Source organism: Sporobacter termitidis DSM 10068, from assembly GCF_900130065.1.
GTDB lineage: Bacteria > Bacillota > Clostridia > Oscillospirales > Oscillospiraceae > Sporobacter > Sporobacter termitidis.
Genome location: NZ_FQXV01000013.1, coordinates 66,939 through 89,334, shown reverse-complemented (window position 1 = coordinate 89,334; position 22,396 = coordinate 66,939). Strand labels below are relative to the sequence as shown.

The 22,396-nt window shown below is 56.9% G+C and carries 19 protein-coding genes; 16 read left to right on the top strand and 3 right to left on the bottom strand.

The window, feature by feature from the left end; genetic code table 11:
- Nucleotides 1-63 precede the first annotated feature (63 nt).
- Nucleotides 64-2,661, bottom strand: coding sequence for a DNA mismatch repair protein MutS (mutS, locus tag BUB60_RS15945; protein ID WP_073081097.1), 2,598 nt, complete (start codon nt 2,659-2,661; stop codon nt 64-66).
- A 233-nt stretch (nt 2,662-2,894) separates the two neighbouring features.
- On the opposite strand from mutS, the gene recJ reads away from it, so the two are divergent.
- From recJ to BUB60_RS15910, 7 genes are all read left to right on the top strand, one after another.
- A complete protein-coding gene (gene recJ / locus BUB60_RS15940; RefSeq protein ID WP_073081094.1) occupies nt 2,895-4,595 on the top strand; it encodes a single-stranded-DNA-specific exonuclease RecJ in 1,701 nt (566 codons plus the stop codon).
- Entirely contained in the window at nt 4,596-6,770 is a 2,175-nt protein-coding gene (locus BUB60_RS15935; protein ID WP_073081092.1) for a RelA/SpoT family protein, read from the top strand.
- 794 nt (nt 6,771-7,564) lie between these two features.
- Nucleotides 7,565-8,008: a D-aminoacyl-tRNA deacylase gene (dtd, locus tag BUB60_RS15930; protein ID WP_073081090.1), complete on the top strand. Its 444-nt coding sequence runs from the start codon at nt 7,565-7,567 to the stop codon at nt 8,006-8,008.
- A gap of 39 nt (nt 8,009-8,047) precedes the next feature.
- On the top strand, nt 8,048-8,671 hold the full coding sequence (locus tag BUB60_RS15925; protein WP_073081088.1) for an MBL fold metallo-hydrolase: 624 nt from the start codon (nt 8,048-8,050) through the stop codon (nt 8,669-8,671).
- The gene (hemZ, locus tag BUB60_RS15920) at nt 8,668-10,155 is read left to right on the top strand and encodes a coproporphyrinogen dehydrogenase HemZ (RefSeq protein WP_073081087.1); all 1,488 of its coding nucleotides are present in this window, start codon (nt 8,668-8,670) and stop codon (nt 10,153-10,155) included. Before BUB60_RS15925 ends, hemZ begins: the two co-directional genes overlap by 4 nt.
- Before the next feature lie 78 nt (nt 10,156-10,233).
- Nucleotides 10,234-11,169 (top strand): uridine kinase family protein, encoded by a 936-nt coding sequence (locus BUB60_RS15915; protein WP_073081085.1) that lies wholly within the window; start codon nt 10,234-10,236, stop codon nt 11,167-11,169.
- A gap of 100 nt (nt 11,170-11,269) precedes the next feature.
- Entirely contained in the window at nt 11,270-11,662 is a 393-nt protein-coding gene (locus BUB60_RS15910) for a hypothetical protein (protein ID WP_073081083.1), read from the top strand.
- Nucleotides 11,663-11,774: 112 nt separating this feature from the next.
- On the opposite strand, the gene BUB60_RS15905 is transcribed toward BUB60_RS15910, so the two are convergent.
- On the bottom strand, nt 11,775-12,539 hold the full coding sequence (locus BUB60_RS15905) for a protein-glutamine gamma-glutamyltransferase (protein WP_073081081.1): 765 nt from the start codon (nt 12,537-12,539) through the stop codon (nt 11,775-11,777).
- Nucleotides 12,536-13,525 (bottom strand): hypothetical protein, encoded by a 990-nt coding sequence (locus BUB60_RS15900; RefSeq protein WP_073081079.1) that lies wholly within the window; start codon nt 13,523-13,525, stop codon nt 12,536-12,538. Before BUB60_RS15900 ends, BUB60_RS15905 begins: the two co-directional genes overlap by 4 nt.
- Before the next feature lie 429 nt (nt 13,526-13,954).
- Here BUB60_RS15900 and BUB60_RS15895 point away from each other — a divergent pair, with 429 nt between their 5' ends.
- From BUB60_RS15895 to cpaB, 9 genes are all read left to right on the top strand, one after another.
- Nucleotides 13,955-14,890: a sensor histidine kinase gene (locus BUB60_RS15895; RefSeq protein WP_143162385.1), complete on the top strand. Its 936-nt coding sequence runs from the start codon at nt 13,955-13,957 to the stop codon at nt 14,888-14,890.
- The gene (locus BUB60_RS15890; RefSeq protein ID WP_073081075.1) at nt 14,865-15,968 is read left to right on the top strand and encodes a response regulator; all 1,104 of its coding nucleotides are present in this window, start codon (nt 14,865-14,867) and stop codon (nt 15,966-15,968) included. The genes BUB60_RS15895 and BUB60_RS15890 overlap by 26 nt, the downstream gene beginning before the upstream one ends.
- 140 nt (nt 15,969-16,108) lie before the next feature.
- Nucleotides 16,109-18,682 (top strand): winged helix-turn-helix domain-containing protein, encoded by a 2,574-nt coding sequence (locus BUB60_RS15885; protein WP_073081073.1) that lies wholly within the window; start codon nt 16,109-16,111, stop codon nt 18,680-18,682.
- Between the two features lie 509 nt (nt 18,683-19,191).
- Nucleotides 19,192-19,539, top strand: a complete 348-nt coding sequence (locus BUB60_RS15880; protein WP_073081071.1) for a sporulation initiation factor Spo0A C-terminal domain-containing protein — start codon at nt 19,192-19,194, stop codon at nt 19,537-19,539.
- 34 nt (nt 19,540-19,573) lie between these two features.
- Nucleotides 19,574-20,197, top strand: a complete 624-nt coding sequence (locus tag BUB60_RS15875) for an HD-GYP domain-containing protein (protein WP_159435442.1) — start codon at nt 19,574-19,576, stop codon at nt 20,195-20,197.
- An 18-nt stretch (nt 20,198-20,215) separates the two neighbouring features.
- Nucleotides 20,216-20,890 (top strand): prepilin peptidase, encoded by a 675-nt coding sequence (locus BUB60_RS15870; RefSeq protein WP_073081068.1) that lies wholly within the window; start codon nt 20,216-20,218, stop codon nt 20,888-20,890.
- A gap of 18 nt (nt 20,891-20,908) precedes the next feature.
- On the top strand, nt 20,909-21,088 hold the full coding sequence (locus BUB60_RS15865; RefSeq protein ID WP_073081066.1) for a hypothetical protein: 180 nt from the start codon (nt 20,909-20,911) through the stop codon (nt 21,086-21,088).
- Between the two features lie 85 nt (nt 21,089-21,173).
- Entirely contained in the window at nt 21,174-21,353 is a 180-nt protein-coding gene (locus tag BUB60_RS15860) for a Flp family type IVb pilin (protein ID WP_073081064.1), read from the top strand.
- A 243-nt stretch (nt 21,354-21,596) separates the two neighbouring features.
- Nucleotides 21,597-22,388: a Flp pilus assembly protein CpaB gene (cpaB, locus tag BUB60_RS15855; RefSeq protein ID WP_084726550.1), complete on the top strand. Its 792-nt coding sequence runs from the start codon at nt 21,597-21,599 to the stop codon at nt 22,386-22,388.
- The last annotated feature ends 8 nt before the right edge of the window (nt 22,389-22,396 follow it).

Genomic DNA, 22,396 nt, shown 5'->3' with positions numbered 1-22,396 from the left:
ATCATCCTTTTTGTTATGTTTGCCGTTGCAAATGCCCCGCGCCGATGGGCCCAGTCAGCGGTTCTATATTTTTTTCTTCAGCTCGAAGAGGAGATTGAGCGCCTCCAGGGGCGTCAGCGTGTTCAGGTCGGTCTTTTTCAGCGTCTCGGCAATCTCGCTGCCGCCGAGATCGAGGAGCGTCATCTGCCCGTCGCCGGGTTCCGGCTTCTTTGAGGGCGCCGACGCCGGCTTTCTGTCCGATTCCAGCGCGGCCAGAACGGCTTTCGCCCGCTTAATGACGCTGTCCGGGATGCCTGCCAGGCCCGCGACCTCGATGCCGTAGCTGTCGTCGGCCCCGCCGGGGACGATCTTTCGGAGAAAGATAATGTCGCCGCCGCGCTTTTTGGCCGAGATGCTGTAATTTTTAACGCCGCCGGTCTCCTTTTCGATGGCCGTGAGCTCATGGTAATGGGTGGAAAACAGCGCCTTGGCCCCCAGCTTCCGCCTGTCGGTGCAGTATTCCAGAACGGCCCGGGCCACCGCCATCCCGTCGTAGGTGGACGTGCCGCGCCCGATCTCGTCCAGGATCAAAAGGCTCCTGGACGTGGCGCTTTTGAGTATCTCCGCCACCTCCGTCATCTCCACCATAAAGGTGGATTTGCCGGCGGAGAGATCGTCCGAGGCGCCGATGCGCGTGAACACCCGGTCGACGACGCCGATCCTGGCCGAGCGCGCCGGGACGAAGGAGCCCATCTGTGCCATGAGGACGATGAGCGCCGTCTGGCGCATGTAGGTGGATTTGCCGGCCATGTTGGGCCCTGTGATGATGAGCGTCCTGGCGCCGTCCATGTCCATAAACGTGTCGTTGGGCACAAAGAGCGACTCCGTCTGCATCTTCTCCACCACGGGGTGGCGCCCGTCCCGGATGTCGATGACGCCGGACATGTCCACCTCCGGCATGCAGTAATTGTTTTTCGCCGCCGTCTCCGCCAGGGAGCACAGCGCGTCAAAGGACGCCACGCTGTATGATGTGGCCTGGATGCGCCCCACCTCCGAGGCGATGCGCTCCCGGAGGTCCGCAAAAATCTCGTATTCCAGGGCGGCCACCCGGTCCTTCGCCGTTAAAAGCGTCGTCTCCAGCTCCTTGAGCTCCTGGGTGATGAACCGCTCGCAGTTGGAGAGCGTCTGCTTGCGGATATAGTCCCCCGGCACATTGTCGGACAGCGCCCTCGGTATCTCGATATAATAGCCGAAAACCTTGTTGTAGCCGACCTTCAGCTTCTTGCCGGTCCGCTCCCGCTCCTTTGTCTCGATGGCCGCCATGGCGCCGGTGGAATCCTTTAAAAGGCCGCGCAGGTAGTCGACCTCCTCGCTGACGCCCTGGCGGATAAAACCGCCCTCCCGGACGGAAAAGGGCGGGTCGTCCTCGATGGTTTTTGCGATGAGTGCGCCGATGTCCTGGAGATCGTCGATCTTCTTCAGCTCCGCCATGAGGCCGGATTTCATGGGCGCCAGCAGCGCCAGTATCTTTGGCAGCTGGACGATGGAGTACTGCAGCGCCTTCAGGTCGCGGCCGCCCGCGGTGCCGTAGACAATCTTGCCGATCAGGCGCTCCATGTCGCCCACATTGCGCAGCGTCAGCATCAGCTCCGAGCGGAGCACCGTTTCGGAGAAAAGCTCCTCCACCGCCGCCAGCCTCCGGCCCACCTCCACCGTGGAAACCAGCGGCCGCAGCACCCAGGAGCGCAGAAGCCGCCGCCCCATGGGCGTTTTCGTCTTGTCCAGCACCCACAGCAGGCTCCCCTTCTTCTCCAGGGTCCGCGACGACGAGACCAGCTCCAGGCTGCGGAGCGTCTGGATGTCCAGCTCCATGAACTTTCCGCCGGAATTGATGCGCAGGTTGCTCAGATGCGACAAATCCGTCTTCTGGGTGTCCGCCATGTAGGACAGCAGCGCGCCGACGGCGCACACCGCGGCCGGGCTCCCGCCGATGCCCGCCTCGTCCGCGCTCGTGACGCCGAACTGCCCGGCGATGCGCGATAAGGACTGCGCCGGGTCGAAGCGGCCGTCGTCCTGCTGCCATAGGCAGCCCAGCTTGTCGCTTAAAAGATGGTGCAGCTCGCCGTTTTCATACGCCCCCGCGTTCAGCACGGCCTCTGCCGGGGAGAACGCCGCGACCTCGTTCAGCAGATGTCCCACGTCCGCCCCGGAAAAATAGGAGACGCTGATCTCCCCCGTCGACAGATCGGCAAAGCAGGCGGCATTATCGAGGGCGCCCACATATAATGCGCATAGATAATTCGATTTGCCCTCGTCGAGCATGGACGACTCGATGAGCGTGCCCGGCGTGACGATGCGCACGATGTCCCGGTCCACAAGGCCCTTGGCGGTGGCCGGGTCCTCCAGCTGCTCGCAGATGGCGATCTTGTAGCCCTTGGCGATCAGCCTGCCGATATAGCCCTCGGCCGAATGATATGGGACGCCGCACATGGGGATTTTTTCGTCCGGGTCCTCAGCACGCCGGTCCCGGGAGGTGAGCGTCAGGTCCAGCTCCTTTGACGCAGTCAGCGCGTCGTCGCCGAACATTTCGTAGAAATCGCCGAGACGGAAAAAGAGGATACAGTCTGTATTGCGTTCCTTGATGCTGAAATACTGCCGCATCATGGGTGTTACTTCGGGCATATTCTTTCGTTCCTCCGACCGTCATTTTTTGTTATATTTTAGTATATCAGAAACGGCGGGCCCGTTCAATACGCCCCGGACGATATATTCACGGCGCCGCAAGCCGGACAGCACGGTAAATTTGCCGATTTATCTATTGAGAAACGTGTCAGTTTTTGATATAGTAAAAAGATATTAGTGGATATGTCGCGCGGGAAACGGGGATCGCGCGTGTTTTCGGAGACTGATTATTTATGAAATTCGTCGATTGGGTCGTCAAAGGATATGACAGGGCTGCCGCCGTCAAGTTGAGCCGGAGCGGGATTAATCCGCTTGTTTCGGTTTTTCTTGCCGCGCGCGGCATGACGACGGTGGACGCCGCCCGGGAATTCCTCCGTGAAGACCTGAGCCTGATCGCCGACCCGTTCCTCCTCAAGGATATGGACGCCGCCGTCGAGCGCATACGGGCGGCGATAAGAAACGGCGAGCGCATCGCCGTTTACGGCGATTACGACGTGGACGGTATGACGGCCAGCTGCCTGCTGGCCTGTTATTTCCGGGCGCAGGGCGCCGATTTTGAGATATACATACCAGGCCGGATGGATGAGGGCTACGGCGTCAACAATTGCGCCCTGGAAGCGCTCGCCGCCCGGGGCGTCTCGCTGGTCGTGACAGTGGACTGCGGGATCACCGCCCTGGAGGAAGCGCTCTACGCCAAAGAGCTCGGCATCGACCTTATCATCACGGACCATCACGAGTGCAAGGAGACCCTGCCGGACGCCCTGGCCGTTGTGGACCCCAAGCGGCGGGACTGTCCGTACCCCAACAAATCCCTGGCCGGCGTCGGCGTCGCTTTCAAGCTGGTCTGCGCCCTGGAGCGCGGCCGGGATATTGAGAGCCTGCTGCTGCAGTACGGGGATTTTGTCGCCATCGGCACGATTGCGGACGTGATGTCGGTCGTGGGCGAAAACAGGATTCTCATCCGGCGCGGGCTGCACGCGCTGAACAAGAAAAGCCGCCCCGGCCTGCGCCGCCTCATGCGCGAGACCTGCGTGGAGCGGCGGGATATCACCACGCCGACCATCGGCTTTGTGCTGGCCCCGCGCTTAAACGCGGCCGGCCGGATGGGCCGCACCTCCCTCACCGTGGACCTTTTGCTGACGGAGAGCGAGGAGGAGGCCGAGCAGCTCACCTTAGAGCTCTGCAGCCTGAACAACGAGCGGCGGGAGCTGGAGTCCGGCATTTTTGAGGAGGCGTACACGGCGCTGCTGGAAAAGCCGCCGAAGGGCCCCGTCGTCCTGGAGAGCCGCGGCTGGTATCAGGGCGTTATGGGCATCGTCGCCGCGCGTATCGCCGAGCAGTTTCTGTTCCCCGCCGTCATGATCAGCGTGGGCGACGACGGCGTCGGGCGCGGCTCCTGCCGGAGCTTTGGCTCTTTCAAGATGTACTCCGCCCTGGAAAAGTGCAGCGACCTTCTGGAAAATTTCGGCGGGCACGAGATGGCCGCCGGGCTGACGATCACCGAGGACAAAATCGGCCAGTTCCGCGAACGGATTTTCTCGTATTACCACGAGACGATTAAAATCCCCGCCGTGCCGACGCTGCGGCTGGATTTCGAGGTCATCAAGCCGGAGCTTTTAACGCTGGAAAACGTCACGGCGCTGGAGCGGATCGAACCGTTCGGCAACAGCTTTCTGCCGCCGTTCCTTTGCATGCGGGGCGCCGTTTTGAATAACGTCATCCCCGTGGGCGGGGGAAAGCACACGAAACTGCGCATACTAAAGGCCGGCAAAAGCTTTGACTGCATCTGTTTCGGGCGCTGCGCCGAGGACCTGGGCGCGAGCGAGGGCGACGTCGTGGACGTGGCTTTTGAGCCTCAGGTCAATGAATATCGCGGCTGGCGGAACGTCCAGCTGCATATCATTGATATACGCGCACATTCGGAGTCGTTTTAAATGGAAGAGCTCATGAAGAAATACGCCCATTTTGAGGCGGTCATCAAGGAAAACAATCCCACTGCGGACCTGTCCCGGATTCGGACCGCCTTTGATTTTGCGGCCAACGCCCACGAAAATCAGCGCCGCAAGGACGGGTCCTTGTATGTGACGCACCCGCTGGCCTCCGCCGAGATCATCGCCGAGATGGGCCTGGACGAGGAGGCCATCATCGCCGCGCTCCTGCACGACGTGATCGAGGACACGGGCGTCACCCACGAGGAGATCGCCAAGCGCTTCGGCAGCAATGTGGCCGACATCGTCGAGGGCGTCACGAAGCTGTCCAGGGTCATGTACACCAGCAAGGAAGAGGAGCAGATGGAAAATCTGCGGAAAATGCTGCTGGCGATGGCCAAGGACATCCGCGTCATCCTCATCAAGATGGCCGACAGGCTGCACAACATGCGCACGATGGAATACCAGACGCCGCGGAAGCAGTCGGAAAAAGCGCTGGAGACGATGGAAATCTACGCGCCGCTGGCGCACCGCCTCGGCATGCAGAAGATCAAATGGGAGCTGGAGGACCTGTCCATCTACTATCTCGACCCCATCGGGTACGCCGAGATCGAGGACGGGCTCAAAAAAATCCTGAGCTCCAACGACACCTTTATCGACACCATCCAGAACAAAATTTCCGAGCGCCTGCACGACAACGGCATCAACTGCGACGTCTACGGGCGCGTCAAGCATATCTACAGCATTTACAGGAAGATGTACAGCCAAAACAAAACGCTCTCCGAGGTTTTGGACCTGTACGCCTTCCGCGTGATCGTCAACGACATCGCCGACTGCTATAACGTCCTGGGCTACATCCACGAGATGTTCCGGCCTATCCCCGGCCATTTCAAGGACTACATCGGCACCCCGAAGCCGAACATGTACCAGAGCCTCCACACCACCGTTATCGGCACGGAGGGCATCCCCTTCGAGGTGCAGATCCGCACCTGGGAGATGCACCACACGGCGGAATACGGCATCGCCGCCCACTGGAAGTACAAGGAGGGCATCAGCGGCAAGTTCGCCGACGAGGAGAAATTCGCCTGGGTCCGCCGCCTCCTCGAGTCCCAGCAGGACAGCGACGCCCAGGACTTCTTTCAGGACCTGAAGATCGACATGTTCTCCGACGAGGTTTTCGTCTTCACGCCCCGGGGCGACGTCATCAATCTGCCCGCCGGGGCCACGCCCATCGACTTTGCGTACAACATCCATTCCGCCGTGGGCAACAGGATGACGGGCGCCATCGTCAACGGCCGCATCGTCCCCTTTAACCACGAGCTCCAGAACGGCGATATCGTCGAGGTGCTGACCTCCAACTCCTCCAAGGGCCCCAGCCGCGACTGGCTGAACATCGTCAAAAGCCCGGAGGCCCGCAACAAGATCCGCCAGTGGTTCAAGAAGGAAAAGCGTGAGGAAAATATCACGGCGGGCAAGCTCGCCTTTGAGGCCGAGCTCCGGCGCGTCCTGCTGTCCATGTCGGACCTTACCCGCGAGGACATCCTGCCCCGCCTCCTCAAAAGGCTCGCCTTTCCGACGCTGGAGGAGCTTTACGCCGCCATCGGCTACGGCGGCATGTCGGCCCAGAAGGCCGTCAACCGCATCCGCGACGAGCTCCGGACGATCGACCGGGTCAAAAAGACCGAGGTCACTCCCTTTGAGGTACGGCCGGATAAAAAGCTCAAGCCCATCCACGGCATCCTTGTGGAGGGCGTGGACAACGTTCTCATCAAATTTGCCCGCTGCTGCACGCCGGTGCCCGGCGACGAGTCCATCGGCTTTATCACACGGGGCTTCGGCGTATCCGTTCACCGGCAGGACTGTAAAAACTACCTTAAATCGGCCGAAAACCCCGAGGAGGCCGGCCGCTGGGTCCGCGTGGCCTGGGCCAACACCGACGACGACATCTACTCCACGGCGCTGTTCATCACCGCCCGGGAACGCAGCGGCATCGTGGTGGACGTGGCGACCATCCTCAACGGCCTGAAAATCAAGATGACCTCCATGTCCGCCAAGGACCAGGGCGACACCACCGCCATCTCCATCGTCATTGAGGTCAAGAACCGCGACGACCTGAACGTCGCCATGGCGCGCCTGGCCGCCGTTCCCGGCGTCCTGGAAATCCGCCGCGGCGACGGATAAAAGCCCGCCCACCCGCCCACAAAAGGTATAGGGCTGCGCCCTATGACCCCTTTTTATGGAGCTGCGCCCCATGCCCCGTTCGGGGCTCCGCCCCGGACCTCATGCGCTCGGGGTTGCGTTTGTACCCTGTATAATGGCTATACTTGTAGGGGCGATTCACGAATCGCCCGCCGCGTCCCAAGGCTCCTTTGGCAAAGGCGTTGTCGCCGCAGGCGACTGAGGATTGCTCTTGTGCCGCGTCGCGCGGACAAGGGCGGACGACCAGTGGTCGTCCCTGCGGAAAGCAGCAATACTGCTAAATCTTGCTGAAAAAATGCCTTGTATCGGCTCAAAAGGGACCGGTAAACTTGATTTTTGGCGCGCATTTTGCGAAAATGGCCTTGTATTTCTCCTGAAAAGTCTTTTTTGGGCTTGTATTTCCGTTCAATTATTACGAAATTATTAAATCCTTTTGACCTGGGCGGACATCAAAGCGTTGCAATGACAGGATAACCGACTTTTGAAAATCTCATTTTGGCGTATATATATATTTCTTTTTTTGTCAGCCCCCGGAGTCTCAAAGACAGATTGTTTCAGCTTTAGTATAGCACGTGGATTGGGGATTTTGGGTGATGCGTTGACCGTCTGCCCACCCTGTTGCATTTTGTCCGCCGCGCCGGCAAGGGCGCGGCAAGGGCAGAGCCCTTGCCCTACCGAAAGCAATATACGCCGCAGGGGACGTAGATTCCCGCCTTCGCGGGAATGACAGTGGGGGCGCGTATACTGCAAGCTATTAACACCAAAGGACTGATATCATGCGCGCTGTTGTCACCCGTGTTTCCTCCGCCGCTGTGACGGTGGACGGCAAGGTCGCCGGAGAGATCGGCAGGGGGCTTCTCGTCCTCTTGGGCGTCGGGCCGGAGGACGCGCCCGCGGACGCCGTAAGGCTCGCCGACAAGGTGCTGGGCCTCAGAATTTTTGAGGATGAGAACGGGAAAATGAATTTGAATCTCGCCTCAGTCGGCGGCGCCGTGCTCGTCGTATCCCAGTTTACGCTGTACGCCGATTTAAAAAGCCGGCGCCCCGGGTTTACGGGCACGGCAAAGCCGGATATCGCCGTGCCGCTGTACGAGCTTTTTATCGAGGCGTGCCGCGAGGCGGGCTTTCATACGCAGACCGGGCTCTTCGGCGCGGACATGAAGGTGGCCTCGGTAAACGACGGGCCTGTGACGCTCCTTTTGGACACCGACCGCCTATAAAAGCGCTTTCCATAATTACTTTATTGAGGAGTTACCGCTATGCTGATAAAAACCCTCGTGGTGGGCCAGATCGAAACCAACTGCTATATCGTCACGGACGAAAAGACGCTGCTTTGCGCCGTTATCGACCCCGGCGACGAATCGAACGCGATTTTGGATTATATCGAGTCCAACCAGCTGAAGGCCCGCGCGATCTTTCTGACGCACGGGCATTTTGACCACCGGCTGGCCGTCTACACCGTCAGCGAGGAGACCGGCGCGCCTGTCTTTATCCACAAAAACGACGCCGTCACCGGCGAGGCTTACGACCAGTTCAAGCTCCCGGCGAACGAGCAGGTGCGGTTCTACGCCGAGGGCGACGAGCTCGATGTGGGCGGCCTGCGCTTTACCGTGCTGGAAACGCCGGGCCACTCCCCCGGCTCCGTGACGCTCCGCTGCGAAAACGCGCTCTTCACCGGCGACACGCTTTTCCGGGACAGCGCCGGCCGGACCGACCTGGGTGAGGGCAACGTACAGAAGCTCCTGCGCTCCCTGAACCGCCTGGCGGACCTGACGGGCGATTTTGAGGTCTACCCCGGCCATATGGACGCCACGACACTGGACCGCGAGCGCCGCTTTAACGGCTATATGAAGTACGCCCGGGAGGAATTCGGCGGCAGATGATTCTGGAGCTCAAGGGCCACGACTACAAGTACGCCGTCGAGCAGATCATGCTCATGATGTACCCGGACGAGCGCCCCGTATACGGCATCGCCGGGGCGGACACCCTGTCCGCCGAGGTCTGCCTGACGTACGGGGAAACCTGCGCCACGGCGGTGACGCGCGTTTATTCGGGGGATCGTGTTTACAGGGGACTCTCCCGGGCGCGCAGGGCGCTTTTGACCGACAAGCTCGCCGCCGACCGGCTCCTGCAGAAGATTCTCAAGCTCTCGTTTTATAAAGCGGCAAGGGAGGCCACGGGAAAAACGCCCGTCTGGGGCGCCCTGACCGGCATCCGCCCCGGCAAGCTCGCGTCGGGGCTATTGGAGCGGGGCTTTACCGAGCGCCGGGCGCGCGCCGTACTGGAAAACGAGTATTTTGTCTCGCCGGAGCGCGCCGCGCTCTGCATCGACACGGCCAGGGCGAGCCTTGACGTCAAGAAAACTCTGGAGGCGCGGGATATCGCGCTGTACGTCGGCATCCCCTTCTGCCCCACGCGCTGCCATTACTGCAGCTTTGTCAGCCACAGCGTTGAAAAATCCATAAAGCTGATCGCGCCGTTTCTGGAGGCGCTGCACAGGGAGATCGACGCGCTGGCCCCGCTCGTTCATGACCTGGGCCTCAACGTCGCTGCCGTCTACATCGGCGGCGGCACGCCGACGACGCTGGACGACAGGCAATTGGACCGGCTGATGGTAAAGCTCCGCGCGTCTTTTGACCTGACGAACATCCGCGAGTACACCGTCGAGGCCGGGCGGCCGGACACCATCACGCCGGAAAAGCTGGAGGCGATCCGCCGAAACGGCGCGGATAGGATCAGCATCAACCCGCAGTCAATGTCGGACGGTGTGCTGCGCGCCATCGGGCGCCGCCACACGGCGCAGGACATGGTGAACGCCGTGGCGCGGGCGCGGGCGGCGGGCTTTGACTGTATCAACATGGACCTCATCGCGGGGCTGCCCGCCGACACCGCCGGAACCTTCGCCTCCTCCCTGGACGCGGTCCTGTCGCTGGACCCGGAAAACGTCACCGTCCACACGCTGGCGCTCAAGAAGGGCACGCGCCTGACGCTGGAGGGCACCGACCTCCCCGGCGCCGGGGAGGTCTCCGCCATGCTGGACTACGCCGGAGAGCGCCTGCGGGGCGGCGGCTATGAGCCCTATTACCTCTACCGGCAGAAGTTCATGTCCGGCGGCTTTGAAAACGTCGGCTGGTGCCGCGAGGGCAGCGCCAGCCTGTACAATATCCTCATCATGGAGGAGCTGGCCACGATCCTCGCCCTTGGCGGCGGGGGCGTCACAAAGCTCGTCCGGCAGGATTCGGGCCGGATCGAACGGATATTCAACCTGAAGTATCCATATGAATATATAGAGAATATCGACAGGGTGCTGGAGCACAAGGCGCGCATTGTCCCCTTCTGCTCCGGGCAGCTCTCATCGCATGGATAAATCGGCGAGCCGCCCGCTTCAACGGCGGCAGGCCGCGCTCACTCAACCGGGTGACTTAAGCGGTTCCACGGAGTCCATATGACATACGATCTCTCGGTCATCAACCACCGCCTCTCCGAAACGCCCGGCGACTATGTGCAGGAGAGCGAAAAATACTTCAACTCCCGCGTGCGCAAGGCGGCCGACGAAATTTTCAACAATATCGACCAAAGCCCCATCGTCCTGCTGTCCGGCCCGTCCGGCTCCGGCAAGACGACGACGGCCAAGAAGCTGGCCCTGGAGCTGAAGTCGCTGGGGATAAACGCCTACAACGTCTCGCTGGACAACTATTTCGTCACGGTCGACCCGGTCACCGCGCCGAGGACGCCGGCGGGTGAAATCGATTACGAATCCCCCTCGTGCCTTGACATGACGCTGCTGAACAGCCATTTCCAGCGCCTGGCCGCCGGCGAGGCCATCGACATCCCCCACTTCAACTTTTCACAGCAGGCCAGGGATTCAGACAGGGCCACGCCCATGAAGCTGGGCAAGAGCGACATCGCCGTCTTCGAGGGCATCCACGCCCTCAACGAGTGCATCACCCACGAGCACCCGGCCGCTTACAAGATATACGTCAGCACCCTGACGGACATCACCGACGGCGGCGAGGTCCTGGTGGACAGGGCGAGCCTGCGCCTGGTGCGGCGGATCGTCCGGGACGATTATTTCCGCGGGGCCGACCCGCAGTTCACGCTGGAAATGTGGGGCAACATCCGCCGGGGCGAGCTTTTGAATATCCTGCCCTACAAGGATTCGGCAAACATGACCATCGACGCCGCGCTGCCCTACGAGATCTCCGTCATGAAGCAGTTTACCGGCGGCGTGTTTGACAAGATCCAGCCGGACGCCGGACATTATGAGGTGCTCCAACAGGTGCTGGACGCTTTCGGGCGCTTTGAGACAACCGACCCGGCCCTCGTGCCGGCGGACTCCATCCTGCGCGAATTTATCGGCGGCAGCAGCTTTGAATATTGAGCCATATGTAAACTTAATATGACCATGATGTTATTTGGCAAAATCAGTGATATAATACACTCAAAAGTATATCTGATACCTGGAGGGAAATCGTTAGAGCATGAACTTTCTCAGAAATTTCATGGCCGGGAGATACGGGCCTGATCAACTGAACGGGGCGCTCATCATCGCCGCCCTGATTCTCAGCATCCTCTCCCGCTTTGCCGTCCTTTGGGTACTCATTTACCTGTCATACGTGCTCCTGATCCTCGCCGTCTTCCGGATGCTCTCGCGCAATGTCCAGAAGCGGCGGGCCGAGAACGACAAATTCCTCCGTTTCTGGTGGCCTGTGCGGCAAAAATTCAAAGCGTACTTTTCAAGCCTGAAAAGCAGGAAGACGCACAAATTTTTTAAATGCCCCAGCTGCAGCAACCTGCTCCGCGTTCCGCGCGGGAAGGGAAAAATGCAGATCACCTGTCCGAAATGCGGCGAGCGTTTTGTCAGGAAAACATGATGACCTCGTTTATATGACGTACCGAAGCTCGAAGACGCAAACAGCCGAATAACAAGCAGCAGCGGGGGCATTTGCCCCCGCTGCTTCAGGCTGTCGACAAAGCCCCGCACCGTCACGCGCCGCCGGCCGCCTGGTCGTAGAGGTTCGAAAACCTTTTGAAGTCCGGCTCCGCGGCTGAATCCATCAGGTACGCCTCCCGGGTGGCGTGCCGCCGCCTGTTTTCATTGAGCGCGCGGATGATGGCGTCGGGCCGGTGCCGCCCCATCCCGTGGCCGTAGTAGGTGCCGTCGCCCATGACGATCACGTTTTCCCCCTGCCACTCCGGCGTTTCCGGGTCCACGTCCGGGTTGGGGAAATACCGCCGGTCGCCGGGGAGATAGTCTCTTTTGCGATGCATCATGCCGACTTCCCGGAGCTGCGGCGCGATATCGTGCCAGTTCATCAGCGTGATGTTCGGGAACATCCTGTTAAACGCGTCCTCCGGGAAAATTTCCACGAGCGCCTTGTAATAAATGATCTGCATTGCCGTGGCGCACTCGGTACCGTAGCGCGAGCTGTTTCTGTAGATATCGCGGATGGCGTCGGAGGCCCGGACGCCCGGCTTCAGCTCAAACCCGCCGTCGCCCCGGCGGCGCCAGTAGGTCGGATTGCACCTCGAGTCGCGGAAGACCTCAAAGGACAGGTTGCTCCGGTTTAGCGCGTTGGCGGCGGCCACGATCTCCTTGCGCATCCTGAGCTCGAATTTCAGTTGATTGAGCGAATCGTATGTATACCTCTCCGGGCTGGAGGACAGCGTGTTCAGCATGGACCGCTCCATGCTGCCCTCCGGATAGTCCAGCGCGGAGGCGTCAAGCAGCCTGTTGTCAACGAGTATCATACAGCCTCATACCCGCCTTTCGCCGCCATCACCTGTTCGGCGACCTGCTTTTGCATCCAGGCCTGCCAGGATTGCGCGTCCGTGCACCGCAGACGGTGCGAATAGTCCGTCAGCAGCTCCTGTTCCTCCGGGGAAAAGCCCCTGTATTCGTGCAGGCAGGCGATCTCGTGCTCGTTTAAGGGCGTGAGCGGCGCGCGGTAGCGCGGCGAGAGCTCCTTGCCCAGGTATTTCGCCTCCATATCCACGCTCAGGTGCTTCGGCCGGCTCGTCTGCTGGAAATACTCGCCGGTCACGTACAGATACGGGCGGTTGTCCTCAAGCCATTGGACGTACTGGTGGTGGAGCTCCTGGGTGTCCGCCTTGTTCAAGGCCGGCGGCGATTCCAGGCAGAGCAGCTTTCCGGCCAGGGCCGCGTCCCTGTTATCCGACGACAGCAGCTGCCCGGCGACGAGGGCGAGCGCGTCCTTGTCGAGCGTCTGGAAAAAGCACCAGGTAAGGTCGTGGACGAGATGTCCTCTTCTGTGCCGCGCGAAAATGAGGCGGGCAATGTCCGGCAGGACGGCGGTGTCCTCGAAGTCGATGACCAGCAGCGCGGAGACATAGTCGATCACCGCCTCGTAATCGTCCTGCCCGCGGCCCGAGGCGTCCCACTCCTTGCCGGTGTCCAGCATCCACCGGAGCGCCCTGTAAAGCGTGTCGTTGTCCCGAAACCCGGCGGACGCGTCAAAGCGGTCGTACCGCTTGAGCTTTTTCGCGCAGACGCACACCGCCGCGTGGTTTCTCGGGCTGAGCTCGTTTGTCATCTGATGCGCATGGAGCTCCGGCAACAGCGCGAATAATGCCGGAAACCGCAGTTTTTCATCGTCCAGGAGCCGGAGCGCCTGCTTTCGGTCTGTGGACGCCAGGGACCGGAAGCCGCTTTTCAGCCGGTCGGCGCCGCCGGTCTGCAGCGCGCGGTCCAGCGCGCTTAGCCTGTTGTCGTTCATGATATTGCTGTCCCCTTTATATGCCCGTGTTGAGAAAATAGTTTTTCAATACATAATATTGGGCGCGGCAATTTTTGTTCCGAACGCGCAAACAAGGACTTCCCGGCGGGAGACGGCCGTTTCAGCTTTATAAGTTTTGTGCCCCTCTGGAGTCAGAGGGGCACCTTCTTGAGCGGACGCGCGGAAAAGAATCTTGAAAACCGGCGTCCAAAAATTAAGATTTTGTATAGTAACGCCGACAATATCCTTTGAGAGCGTTAATGCGGGAGGACGTGATATCGCGCGGGGCATTGTTCATTATCGCCATTTCCTTTATCCTTTTATCATGTTATAAAATAATATGCGACACATCCTGAGCTTTTGCCGGCCGACGTATTTTGCCATATCATTTTTTCTGATATTTTTAAAGAAATTGTGAGGAGCATCACTGTGATTGAGCTTGCTTTTATTTTTATATCCATTAAGTATTTCACGTTTGCCGGCTGCTTTATCATGTCTTTAGGCCTGCTGATCTGCCTGTGCTCGGCGGTAATCGCCGCCGCGGGAATCAAAAACAAAGTTCCGGACGCGTGGCTCAATATGCTCAATATTATCATCCTGACCGCCGCTTACGTTCATGACGTCATACGCCCCGGCAAAAGTATTTATCTTTTCGCGGTCTACCTGGTGCTGATCATGCAGATGCTGGCCCAGGCCCGGAGGATCAAGCTGTATCACGAGCAAAAGACCATCGCGGAGCTTTCTTTCCTCCAGGCGCAAATAAAACCGCATTTTTTATATAACGTCATGAATACCATCATATCGGTGTCGCGTTATGATATCGATAAGACGAGGGACCTCATGTATGACTTCAACACGTATCTGAGAAACAGCTTTGATATCAAAAACGTCCATCAGCTTGTCGGGCTCGGGCAGGAAATGGCGCTGGTGGAAGCCTACTTAAAGATCGAAAAGGTGCGTTTTGAGGAGCGCCTGGACTTTAATATGGAGCTCCCGGACAGCGTTGACTATCTTGTGCCGCCGCTGATCATCCAGCCGATTATCGAGAACGCCGTGAACCACGGCGTGCTTTCAAAGCCGGAGGGCGGCAGGGTGGAGCTGAAAATTGCGATAAAAAATAAAAACATGGAATTTTCGGTAAAAGACAACGGGATCGGCATGACGGCCAAGCAAATAAGCGAAATCACGGTCGGCCGCAAAGAGGGAGGCGTCGGACTGGCGAACATTCAAAGCAGACTGAAGATTTTATATAACGAGCAGCTCCGAATAAAAAGCACCTTCGGAGCGGGCACCGAGATAACGTGGCAGATACCAATTAATGCGAGAAAGGGATATTTCCATGCTCAATGCAATAATCATCGATGACGAACGCCCGGCTTTAAAGGAACTCGAATATATGCTTGTGGATTATCAGGATATCGTCATCTCCGGGATGTATACCGATCCGATGATCGCGCTCAAGGATATCCAGGAAAGCAGGCCGGAAATCGTTTTTCTTGATATCAAGCTGCCTCAAATCAACGGCATCGATCTGGCCATCAAAATAACCGCCTCCAGTCCCGATACCGATATCATATTCATCACGGCTTACGATTCCTATGCCGTCAGGGCCTTTGACGTGTGCGCCCTGGATTATCTGCTCAAGCCAATCAGCAAGGACCGCCTGGAAAAAACGATACAGCGTATCAAAAAAAAGCATACGCAGCCGGTGAAGGAAACGAAGCGGCGGCTGGTCATCAAATGCTTCGGCGAGTTCCGGGTGGGGTGGGAGGACCAGGAGCCCATCAAATGGAGAACCGAAAAGACCAAGGAGCTTTTCGCCCTTTTACTGCACAACTATGGCAGGACCGTTTCAAAGCCCCAGATCATCGACGCGATCTGGCCCGACATTAATCCGGAAAACGCCGAGCACCAGCTTCACAACGGCATCTATTATATCCGGAAAAAACTGAGCGAGTGCGAGATACCGAGGGAGAATATCCTCCTATCGGGCAACTATTGCCTGAAGCTGTCCGACGTCAGCTTTGACTGCGCGCTTTTTAACGAATACCTGCCCACCAACATCAACGCGCTGCCGCTGGACATTCTGCAAAAGCTGGAAGCGGAATACGCCGGAGATTATTTTGAAAACAACGACTGGCCGTGGGCGGAAAACGATCGTTACGCTTATTCAAGGCAGTATTATCAGATCGCTTACAAATTATCTGAAATCTATTTTGAAACGCACAAATACGAAAAGGCCGAAAGGCTGCTGCAGAAATTGATCAGAAATAATCCGTATGACGAACAGCCCTTGCTGCTGCTGATAAAAATTTTTATATCCCTGAACAGAAAAAGCGAGGCGAAAAGACTGATCGACGATTTCAGAAAGACGCTGGAGAACGACCTTGGCGTACAGCCGAGCAACGAGCTCAAGGCCATTTACGGCCTCCTGGACAGGTGAATCAGACCGGACACAGCCATGACATCCGTCATGGCTGTGTCGTTTTTGGGAGAATTATGGGAGAATGTCAATTTATGCTTGTATATGGCAGAAATTGATAAAGCAATCTTCTCCGGTTTGTGTCAGGAGGTCTTATCAAAATGCTTCAAACTAAGCTGAGCGTACCGAGCATGCCCAAAAATATCGTTAACAGAAAAAATGTGGATGAGAAGCTTATGCTCTTACCCGAATACAGGATTGCTTTGATTACCGCGCCCGCGGGTTACGGCAAAACGACCGCCGTGACCAAATATCTGATGCACCAGCCGAATAAATTCGCGTGGTTCTCCCTGGACGCGTCGGACAACGATCCGATAAAGTTCTGGAGATATTTGATCATGTCGGTGGCCCTTTCCGTCAAGGACTACAGCTTTGCAAACATCCTGATCAACGAAGAGCTTTTAGTGTCGAATTTTGTCCCTAATTTTTTCATCGATATGCTGAAAGCGCTCCCTGAAGATATAACGCTCATTCTTGACGACTATCATTTTATTGACAACGCGCTGATAGAAGAGAGCTTTGCGTATTTTATCCGCAGCCTGCCGCCCAACGTCAATGTCATCATCGTCAGCCGGAGAGAGCCTGACAGCAAGATGTTTCTCTTTGAGTATAAAAATACAAGCATCAGGCTCGGGATGAAGGAGCTCCGCTTTTCTTACAATGAGATCAGGGAGTTTTTCGTTAAAAAGGGCATTGAGCTCGGAGAATCCGAAATCGAATACCTGCTGCGGCATACCGAGGGTTGGGCCGCGGGCGTGGCTATTTCGTCTTTTTACATCGAGCAGCGGGACGACGTCTATTCCAGCCTTTCCGGCGACAACGGGTGCCTGGACAAGTTTTTCCGCAACGAGGTATTCGCCATGTGGCCGGACGACATTAAGAGCTTTCTGGTGCGGACGTCCTTTCCAGGCACGCTGTCGGGGCCTCTTTGCTTCAGCATCACCGGAGACGACAAAAGCAAGGATATCCTGAAAATGCTGGTAAGCCACAACAGCTTTGTTGTGCCTGTGGATCAGGAAAATAACCTCTACGCGTACCACCCCCTGTTTAAGGATTTCCTGTCACGGGAGCTGCAAAAAGAAAATGACGAATTCCGCAGCGCGCTTTACCGCAAGGCCGGCGCATGGTTTTTGGAAAGCGACGATATCCTGGAGGCCATAAGCAGCTACGTGCTGGCCGGGGACTATGAAAGAGCGCTGAAGCTCATCTACGAAAAATACTCCCGCCTGGAGCTGTGCGAATACGGAACTTATCAGAAATTGATCGAAAGCCTCCCGCCGGAGCTCTGCGAAAAAAATGTGCTGGTCTGCGCCGATTATTCCTGGCTCCTGACGACGGAAAACCGGCTGGTCGACGCGGAATACTGGGCCGATAAGGCGCGGGCGTGCTTTGACAGCTGCGAAAAAGAGCTGGACGCGGATGAACGCGCATTCCTGGAAGCGAAGGTGGCGGCGGCGTATATCAATCTGGCCATTATCAAAATGGACGTGAATACGGCGGCGGCGCATTATCAGAAAATATCCCAGCTGAGCCTGCGCACCCCCCTGCTGACGGCGGAGATGAACACGGGCGAGGTCAGCCTGCTGAAAACGGTTTACGGCTTCAGCGGCGGTCTTAACAAAATAGACGCGCTGTATCTCAAAAATATAGAGACGCTGCGGGAGCTTATCGGAGACATTTCTTCCTACTTTGCCGTGCTTTTGGCGGAGTGCCAGTATGAGCGCAACGATTTGCAGGCCGCTTATACGACACTGTCAAAATTCATGGGAAGCATAACGCGGCTCAAATTCCCCGGCATCGTGGTGCCCTGCTTTATTCTGCTGGCAAAAGACAAGTACGCCAAGGGCCGCATCGAAGAGGCCTTTGATATGCTCGAAGCCGGCAGGCGCATGCTGCCCTCAAAAAGCGGGAGCACCTGGAGGCGTTATCTCGATCTGTTCACCGCCAGCCTTTACATATACAAAAGGGACGCGGAAAACGCCTCAAGATATCTCGAGGCGGAAAAAAGAAGCGTGTTTGACGCCTTATCCGGCGCGTGTGAGTTCGAGCACATCGTCTTTGCCAGATATTTGATGCTGAGCAATAATTACGACGAGTCGCTGCTGCTGCTGAGCCGGCTGGAGGAATTCGCCCGGAAGGACGCGCGGACGGGCAGCCTGCTCGAAATACTGTCCCTGAAAGCGATAAATTATTACTCCAGGGGAGAGACGTCCGAGGCCATGACCGTTCTGCACGAAGCGCTGGATTTAGGCATGGCGGACGGCTATGTCAGATCCTTTGTCAACGAAGGCCGGCCGATGGCCGAGCTGCTGGTCAAATACAGGGCGTGGGAGAAATTGAAGGGCGATCAGAAGCATTCAAAATATGCAAAAACGCTTTTGGACAGCACCAACAGCTTTATTCAAACGACCGCGGCATACGATCCGGCGGAGACCGTATCGCCGGACGACGACGACGCCTTATCCGGCGCGCCGGCGTCAAGCCTGCTGAGCGCGCGGGAATTGGAGGTTCTGCAATTGATGGCGGCCGAATGCTCGAATATTGAAATCGCCAACAAGCTGTTTATTACAGAACGGACCGTCAAGCACCACAGCTCGCGCATATACGAAAAGCTCGGCGTCAAGAAGCGCCTGGAAGCCATCATGAAAGCCAGGGAAATGAAGCTTTTTGATTAAAACGCCGTTTCCGTCAGCCTTGAGGCCGCATCCGATATGGGATGCGGCCTCAAGCTGTCGATAAAGCCCTTTGGGCTTTATCCGACAAAGGGCTGCATGAAAAGAGTCACTCCGGAGGCGCATATCCTCCTGCGTGACAAATTTTCGATTTATTTGCCGCTCCGGCGGCAAACTCTGCGAGGCTTTGAGCCTTGTAGGCAGTTTTTTCGACAAGCTGCGGCCGCTCCCAATATGGGGTGCGGCCTTTTTTGCATGTTGGGACAATGGACCTTGGTACCCGGCGGGGGCTGTACGTTTTGTACTCAGGTACCATCTCCCCGATTTGGTATGGATCGGCCGGCGGAACGCCCTTGAAATGATGGATTTCCTGCATAAATATGCAGGAAACAGACAGGTCCCCGCGGCCTTCCGTACAGTATTTAAAAGAAAAAGACTGGCCCGCGGGACAATAGTCAATTTATATCCATTTGTGTAAAATGATGTCGAAACACCGAAGTGGAGGGCACTCAATGGTTACTGGTAATGCCCAAATAAAAGACTACCTCGAAAAAGAAGGGCTCAAGCATTCCAGTCTGGGATTCAGATACCTGGTTCTCATTATATCAATCGTCGGCAAGGACCCTGACAAAAATACGGTGTTATCGGAAGTATATAAAATTATCGCAACGGAATACGACGCCTCGCCCAAAAGCATTGACAGGTCCATCCGCTATTCGATCAAGCACCAGGACGTTACGAATAAGGAATTCATTATGAAGGCCGTCGATGAGCTCTTCGCCGACCACGAAGCCCGGGGCGGCGCCTCCGGAAAGCAGAAGGCGTACCGCGGGGGCATCAGGAATTCACTTGTCTCCTGATATCGGTATCCTGAATAAAGAAGGTCGCGTCGATGTGATAAGCGAAAATGTCAAACGCGAATTGAACGGCCTCCTGTCGGACGGCGAGCTTGGCCACATGACGCGCGTCGGCTTCATGGTCGAGACGCTGGCGGCGAAGCTGGCGGGGATCGACAGAAAAAAAGCGAAAATGCTTGGAGACGCGGCTTATTACCACGATGTCGGCAAGATATACGTCCCCAGGAAAATCCTTCTCAAGCGAGGGCGGCTGACGTCCGATGAAAGCAATCTGGTCAGGATGCACTGTGTTTACGGCCAGCTTGTTCTGACTCAAATGAACGAGCGGGTGTCGTTTGCGGAAGAATATCTGAACCTGGCGACGGCCTCGGCGCTTTATCATCACGAACGCTGGGACGGCGGGGGCTATCCCTTTGGCCTCAAAGCGAAAGAGATACCGCTGCTGGCGCGGCTGACCTCCATATGCGACACTTATGACGCAATCACCAGTGTCCGGCCCTACCGGCGCGGAAAACAGCACGAACAGGCGTGCGCCGAGCTGGAGCGATACGCGGGAATACAGTTTGATCCGGAGCTTGTTGATATTTTCCTGGAGCATGGCGCCGAGATGAAAACGCACGCGGCCGAGGCCCGGGCGGAACCGCGGCAGCCGGGGCAATAATTTTTGAGGGAGATACATATGGACTTTTTAAAAGTTGGCGCATTTTTGTGCATCGGTGCCGCGCTGGGACTGCTGATACCGAGATTTTCCTACGGCCTGATCCTGCATAAATGCGCGAAGCGGCAGCAGGAGCCCCCGGAATTTTTCCTGCAGCGGTCTTACAAGGTGCTGCTTATCATCCTCGACGCGTTGCTGTTTGCGGCCGCCGGCTGGCTGATGCCTCTGCCGCAGGCCTGCATCGTCTGCATCTTCATCTTTACAGCGCTTATTTCAGTTATCATTGATCTTCATATTCGAATCATATGCAACGAAGTCGTACTCCTTATTTTTGTTACGGGGATCGCCTACCGCCTCCTTGACGGCGGCGTATACGCGCTTCTGGGCTCGCTGGCCGCGCTTGGTATAAATCTCGTTATTTTCGGCGGCGCGGCCCTCGTCACAAAACTCGTCACAAAGGAGCTCGGCGTCGGCGTGGGCGATGTTAAGCTCGCCGCGGTGATCGCGGTGACGGTTGGATATCCCGGAGTGCTTTATTTCCTGGGCGGCCTGGCCGTCGCGGTCGGCGTCTACTGCATTTTGGGCCTTATACATCGTTTCCTGACCATAAAGAGTACCTTTCCAATGTGCGGACATATCATGTTTGGTTTTTTGATCGCTCTGTTCATACCGTTTATAACGAACATTCCGCTGTAAGGGAAATGGGGGATAACCGTGATTCAAAAAGCGGGCAGGTGCCGAATCAGCGGCGAAAGCGGGCAGGGGTTAGTGGAGTACGCGCTGATTATCGCTGTTCTGGTGGTCGCAATACTTGTAACCTTTTCCCTCGGTTTTGCCGCAAAAGTGCTTGATATATACCAGTACATCCTGGCGAAGGCCAGCGTCATATTTTAACCCCGGCGCATCAATTTTATAGTATTCAACCAATCGCCGCAGACATTAACCGTACAAGTTCAGGTTAGAGAGGGAGGTGAGATAAATGGCAAACTTATGGAATTATTTTCTGTCTGAGGAAAGCGGCCAGGGCATGGTCGAATATGGCCTGATCATCGCTCTTATCGCAGTCGTTCTGATCGGTGTTCTGACCGCAATGGGCGGCGGCCTTAAAGGAACCTTCCAGACAATAACAGACAAGCTGGGTGGCGCAGGCAATCCGTAATTTAGGTAAAACCCTTTTGACAATTCTATAGATAGGCTTTTTGATCCGCTGGCGATGGTTGGTTACTGATAAGAAGCGAGGGTGGATATCAAAAAACACACCACTGATATCCACCCTCATATTCATCCATATTCATCTTATGGACTTCATCCGCAACAAAGAAAACTCGGTCCGCAGTTTGCGTGACATGAAAATAATTTTTAAACAACATTAATTACAGCCCGACAGGGGGAGGCGTGACCTTTGAAGAAGATCCGGATTATCGCTTTGATTTCCGCACTGTTTATGTTTGCGTGCGGATATAATTTTCTGAACGCGCAGGGAGAAAAACTTTCAGGCGGCGCAAAGGACCAGAAGATCGTAAACGTCGTTGTCGCATCAAAGAATATTCCGCCGTACACAACGCTGACAAGCGACATGTTTACCGTCAAGCAGACTGTCGCCAACGCTTTCCTGACGGATTACTATTCGTCGGTCAGCGACGTGGCCGGAGGCATCAGCGCCACCACGCTCTTCTCCGGAGAAGTCGTGACCACAACCCGCGTTACCAAGGACAAAAACGCCGTTGGCCTGTCGGCACAGCTTGAAAACGGCAAGCGCGCCATTACTGTCGAGGTGGATACCGAGCAGGGCGTCGCCAATAACCTTAAGATCGGCAATTACGTCGACGTGGTCTATACCTCACAGGTTCCGTCGACCGAGGTAAACGGCATTCCGATGACCGCGGGCCTCTATTTATCCGGGATATACGCCGCCGGCAAGCCCGATAACTCGCAGGATGTCGGCGAAATGATAGGTCAGTACTATGCCGTGATCGCTCTTCAAAAAATCAAAGTCGTCGCGCTGAACAGCTCGACCAGCGATGTGGCCACGGAGGCAGCTCCCGAATATTCCAGCGTCACGCTGGAGGTCACGCCGGCGGAAGCGGCCAAGATTGCCCTGTTGAACGATAACGGCGGAAAAATTCAGCTTGTGCTTCGCCCGATGGAGGACGACGGCACCGTCACCGAGCCTCGCGACACAGTGCTGAAATAGACTCCGCA

Coding starts and splice junctions, on each gene's coding strand:
- BUB60_RS15880 (WP_073081071.1), top strand. CDS start 19,192: ATGGTTACTGGTAATGCCCAAATAAAAGACTACCTCGAAAAAGAAGGG.
- BUB60_RS15885 (WP_073081073.1), top strand. CDS start 16,109: ATGCTTCAAACTAAGCTGAGCGTACCGAGCATGCCCAAAAATATCGTT.
- BUB60_RS15900 (WP_073081079.1), bottom strand. CDS start 13,525: ATGAACGACAACAGGCTAAGCGCGCTGGACCGCGCGCTGCAGACCGGC.
- BUB60_RS15870 (WP_073081068.1), top strand. CDS start 20,216: ATGGACTTTTTAAAAGTTGGCGCATTTTTGTGCATCGGTGCCGCGCTG.
- mutS (WP_073081097.1), bottom strand. CDS start 2,661: ATGCCCGAAGTAACACCCATGATGCGGCAGTATTTCAGCATCAAGGAA.
- BUB60_RS15860 (WP_073081064.1), top strand. CDS start 21,174: ATGGCAAACTTATGGAATTATTTTCTGTCTGAGGAAAGCGGCCAGGGC.
- BUB60_RS15890 (WP_073081075.1), top strand. CDS start 14,865: ATGCTCAATGCAATAATCATCGATGACGAACGCCCGGCTTTAAAGGAA.
- BUB60_RS15905 (WP_073081081.1), bottom strand. CDS start 12,539: ATGATACTCGTTGACAACAGGCTGCTTGACGCCTCCGCGCTGGACTAT.
- recJ (WP_073081094.1), top strand. CDS start 2,895: ATGAAATTCGTCGATTGGGTCGTCAAAGGATATGACAGGGCTGCCGCC.
- BUB60_RS15915 (WP_073081085.1), top strand. CDS start 10,234: ATGACATACGATCTCTCGGTCATCAACCACCGCCTCTCCGAAACGCCC.
- BUB60_RS15925 (WP_073081088.1), top strand. CDS start 8,048: ATGCTGATAAAAACCCTCGTGGTGGGCCAGATCGAAACCAACTGCTAT.
- dtd (WP_073081090.1), top strand. CDS start 7,565: ATGCGCGCTGTTGTCACCCGTGTTTCCTCCGCCGCTGTGACGGTGGAC.
- hemZ (WP_073081087.1), top strand. CDS start 8,668: ATGATTCTGGAGCTCAAGGGCCACGACTACAAGTACGCCGTCGAGCAG.
- BUB60_RS15910 (WP_073081083.1), top strand. CDS start 11,270: ATGAACTTTCTCAGAAATTTCATGGCCGGGAGATACGGGCCTGATCAA.
- BUB60_RS15935 (WP_073081092.1), top strand. CDS start 4,596: ATGGAAGAGCTCATGAAGAAATACGCCCATTTTGAGGCGGTCATCAAG.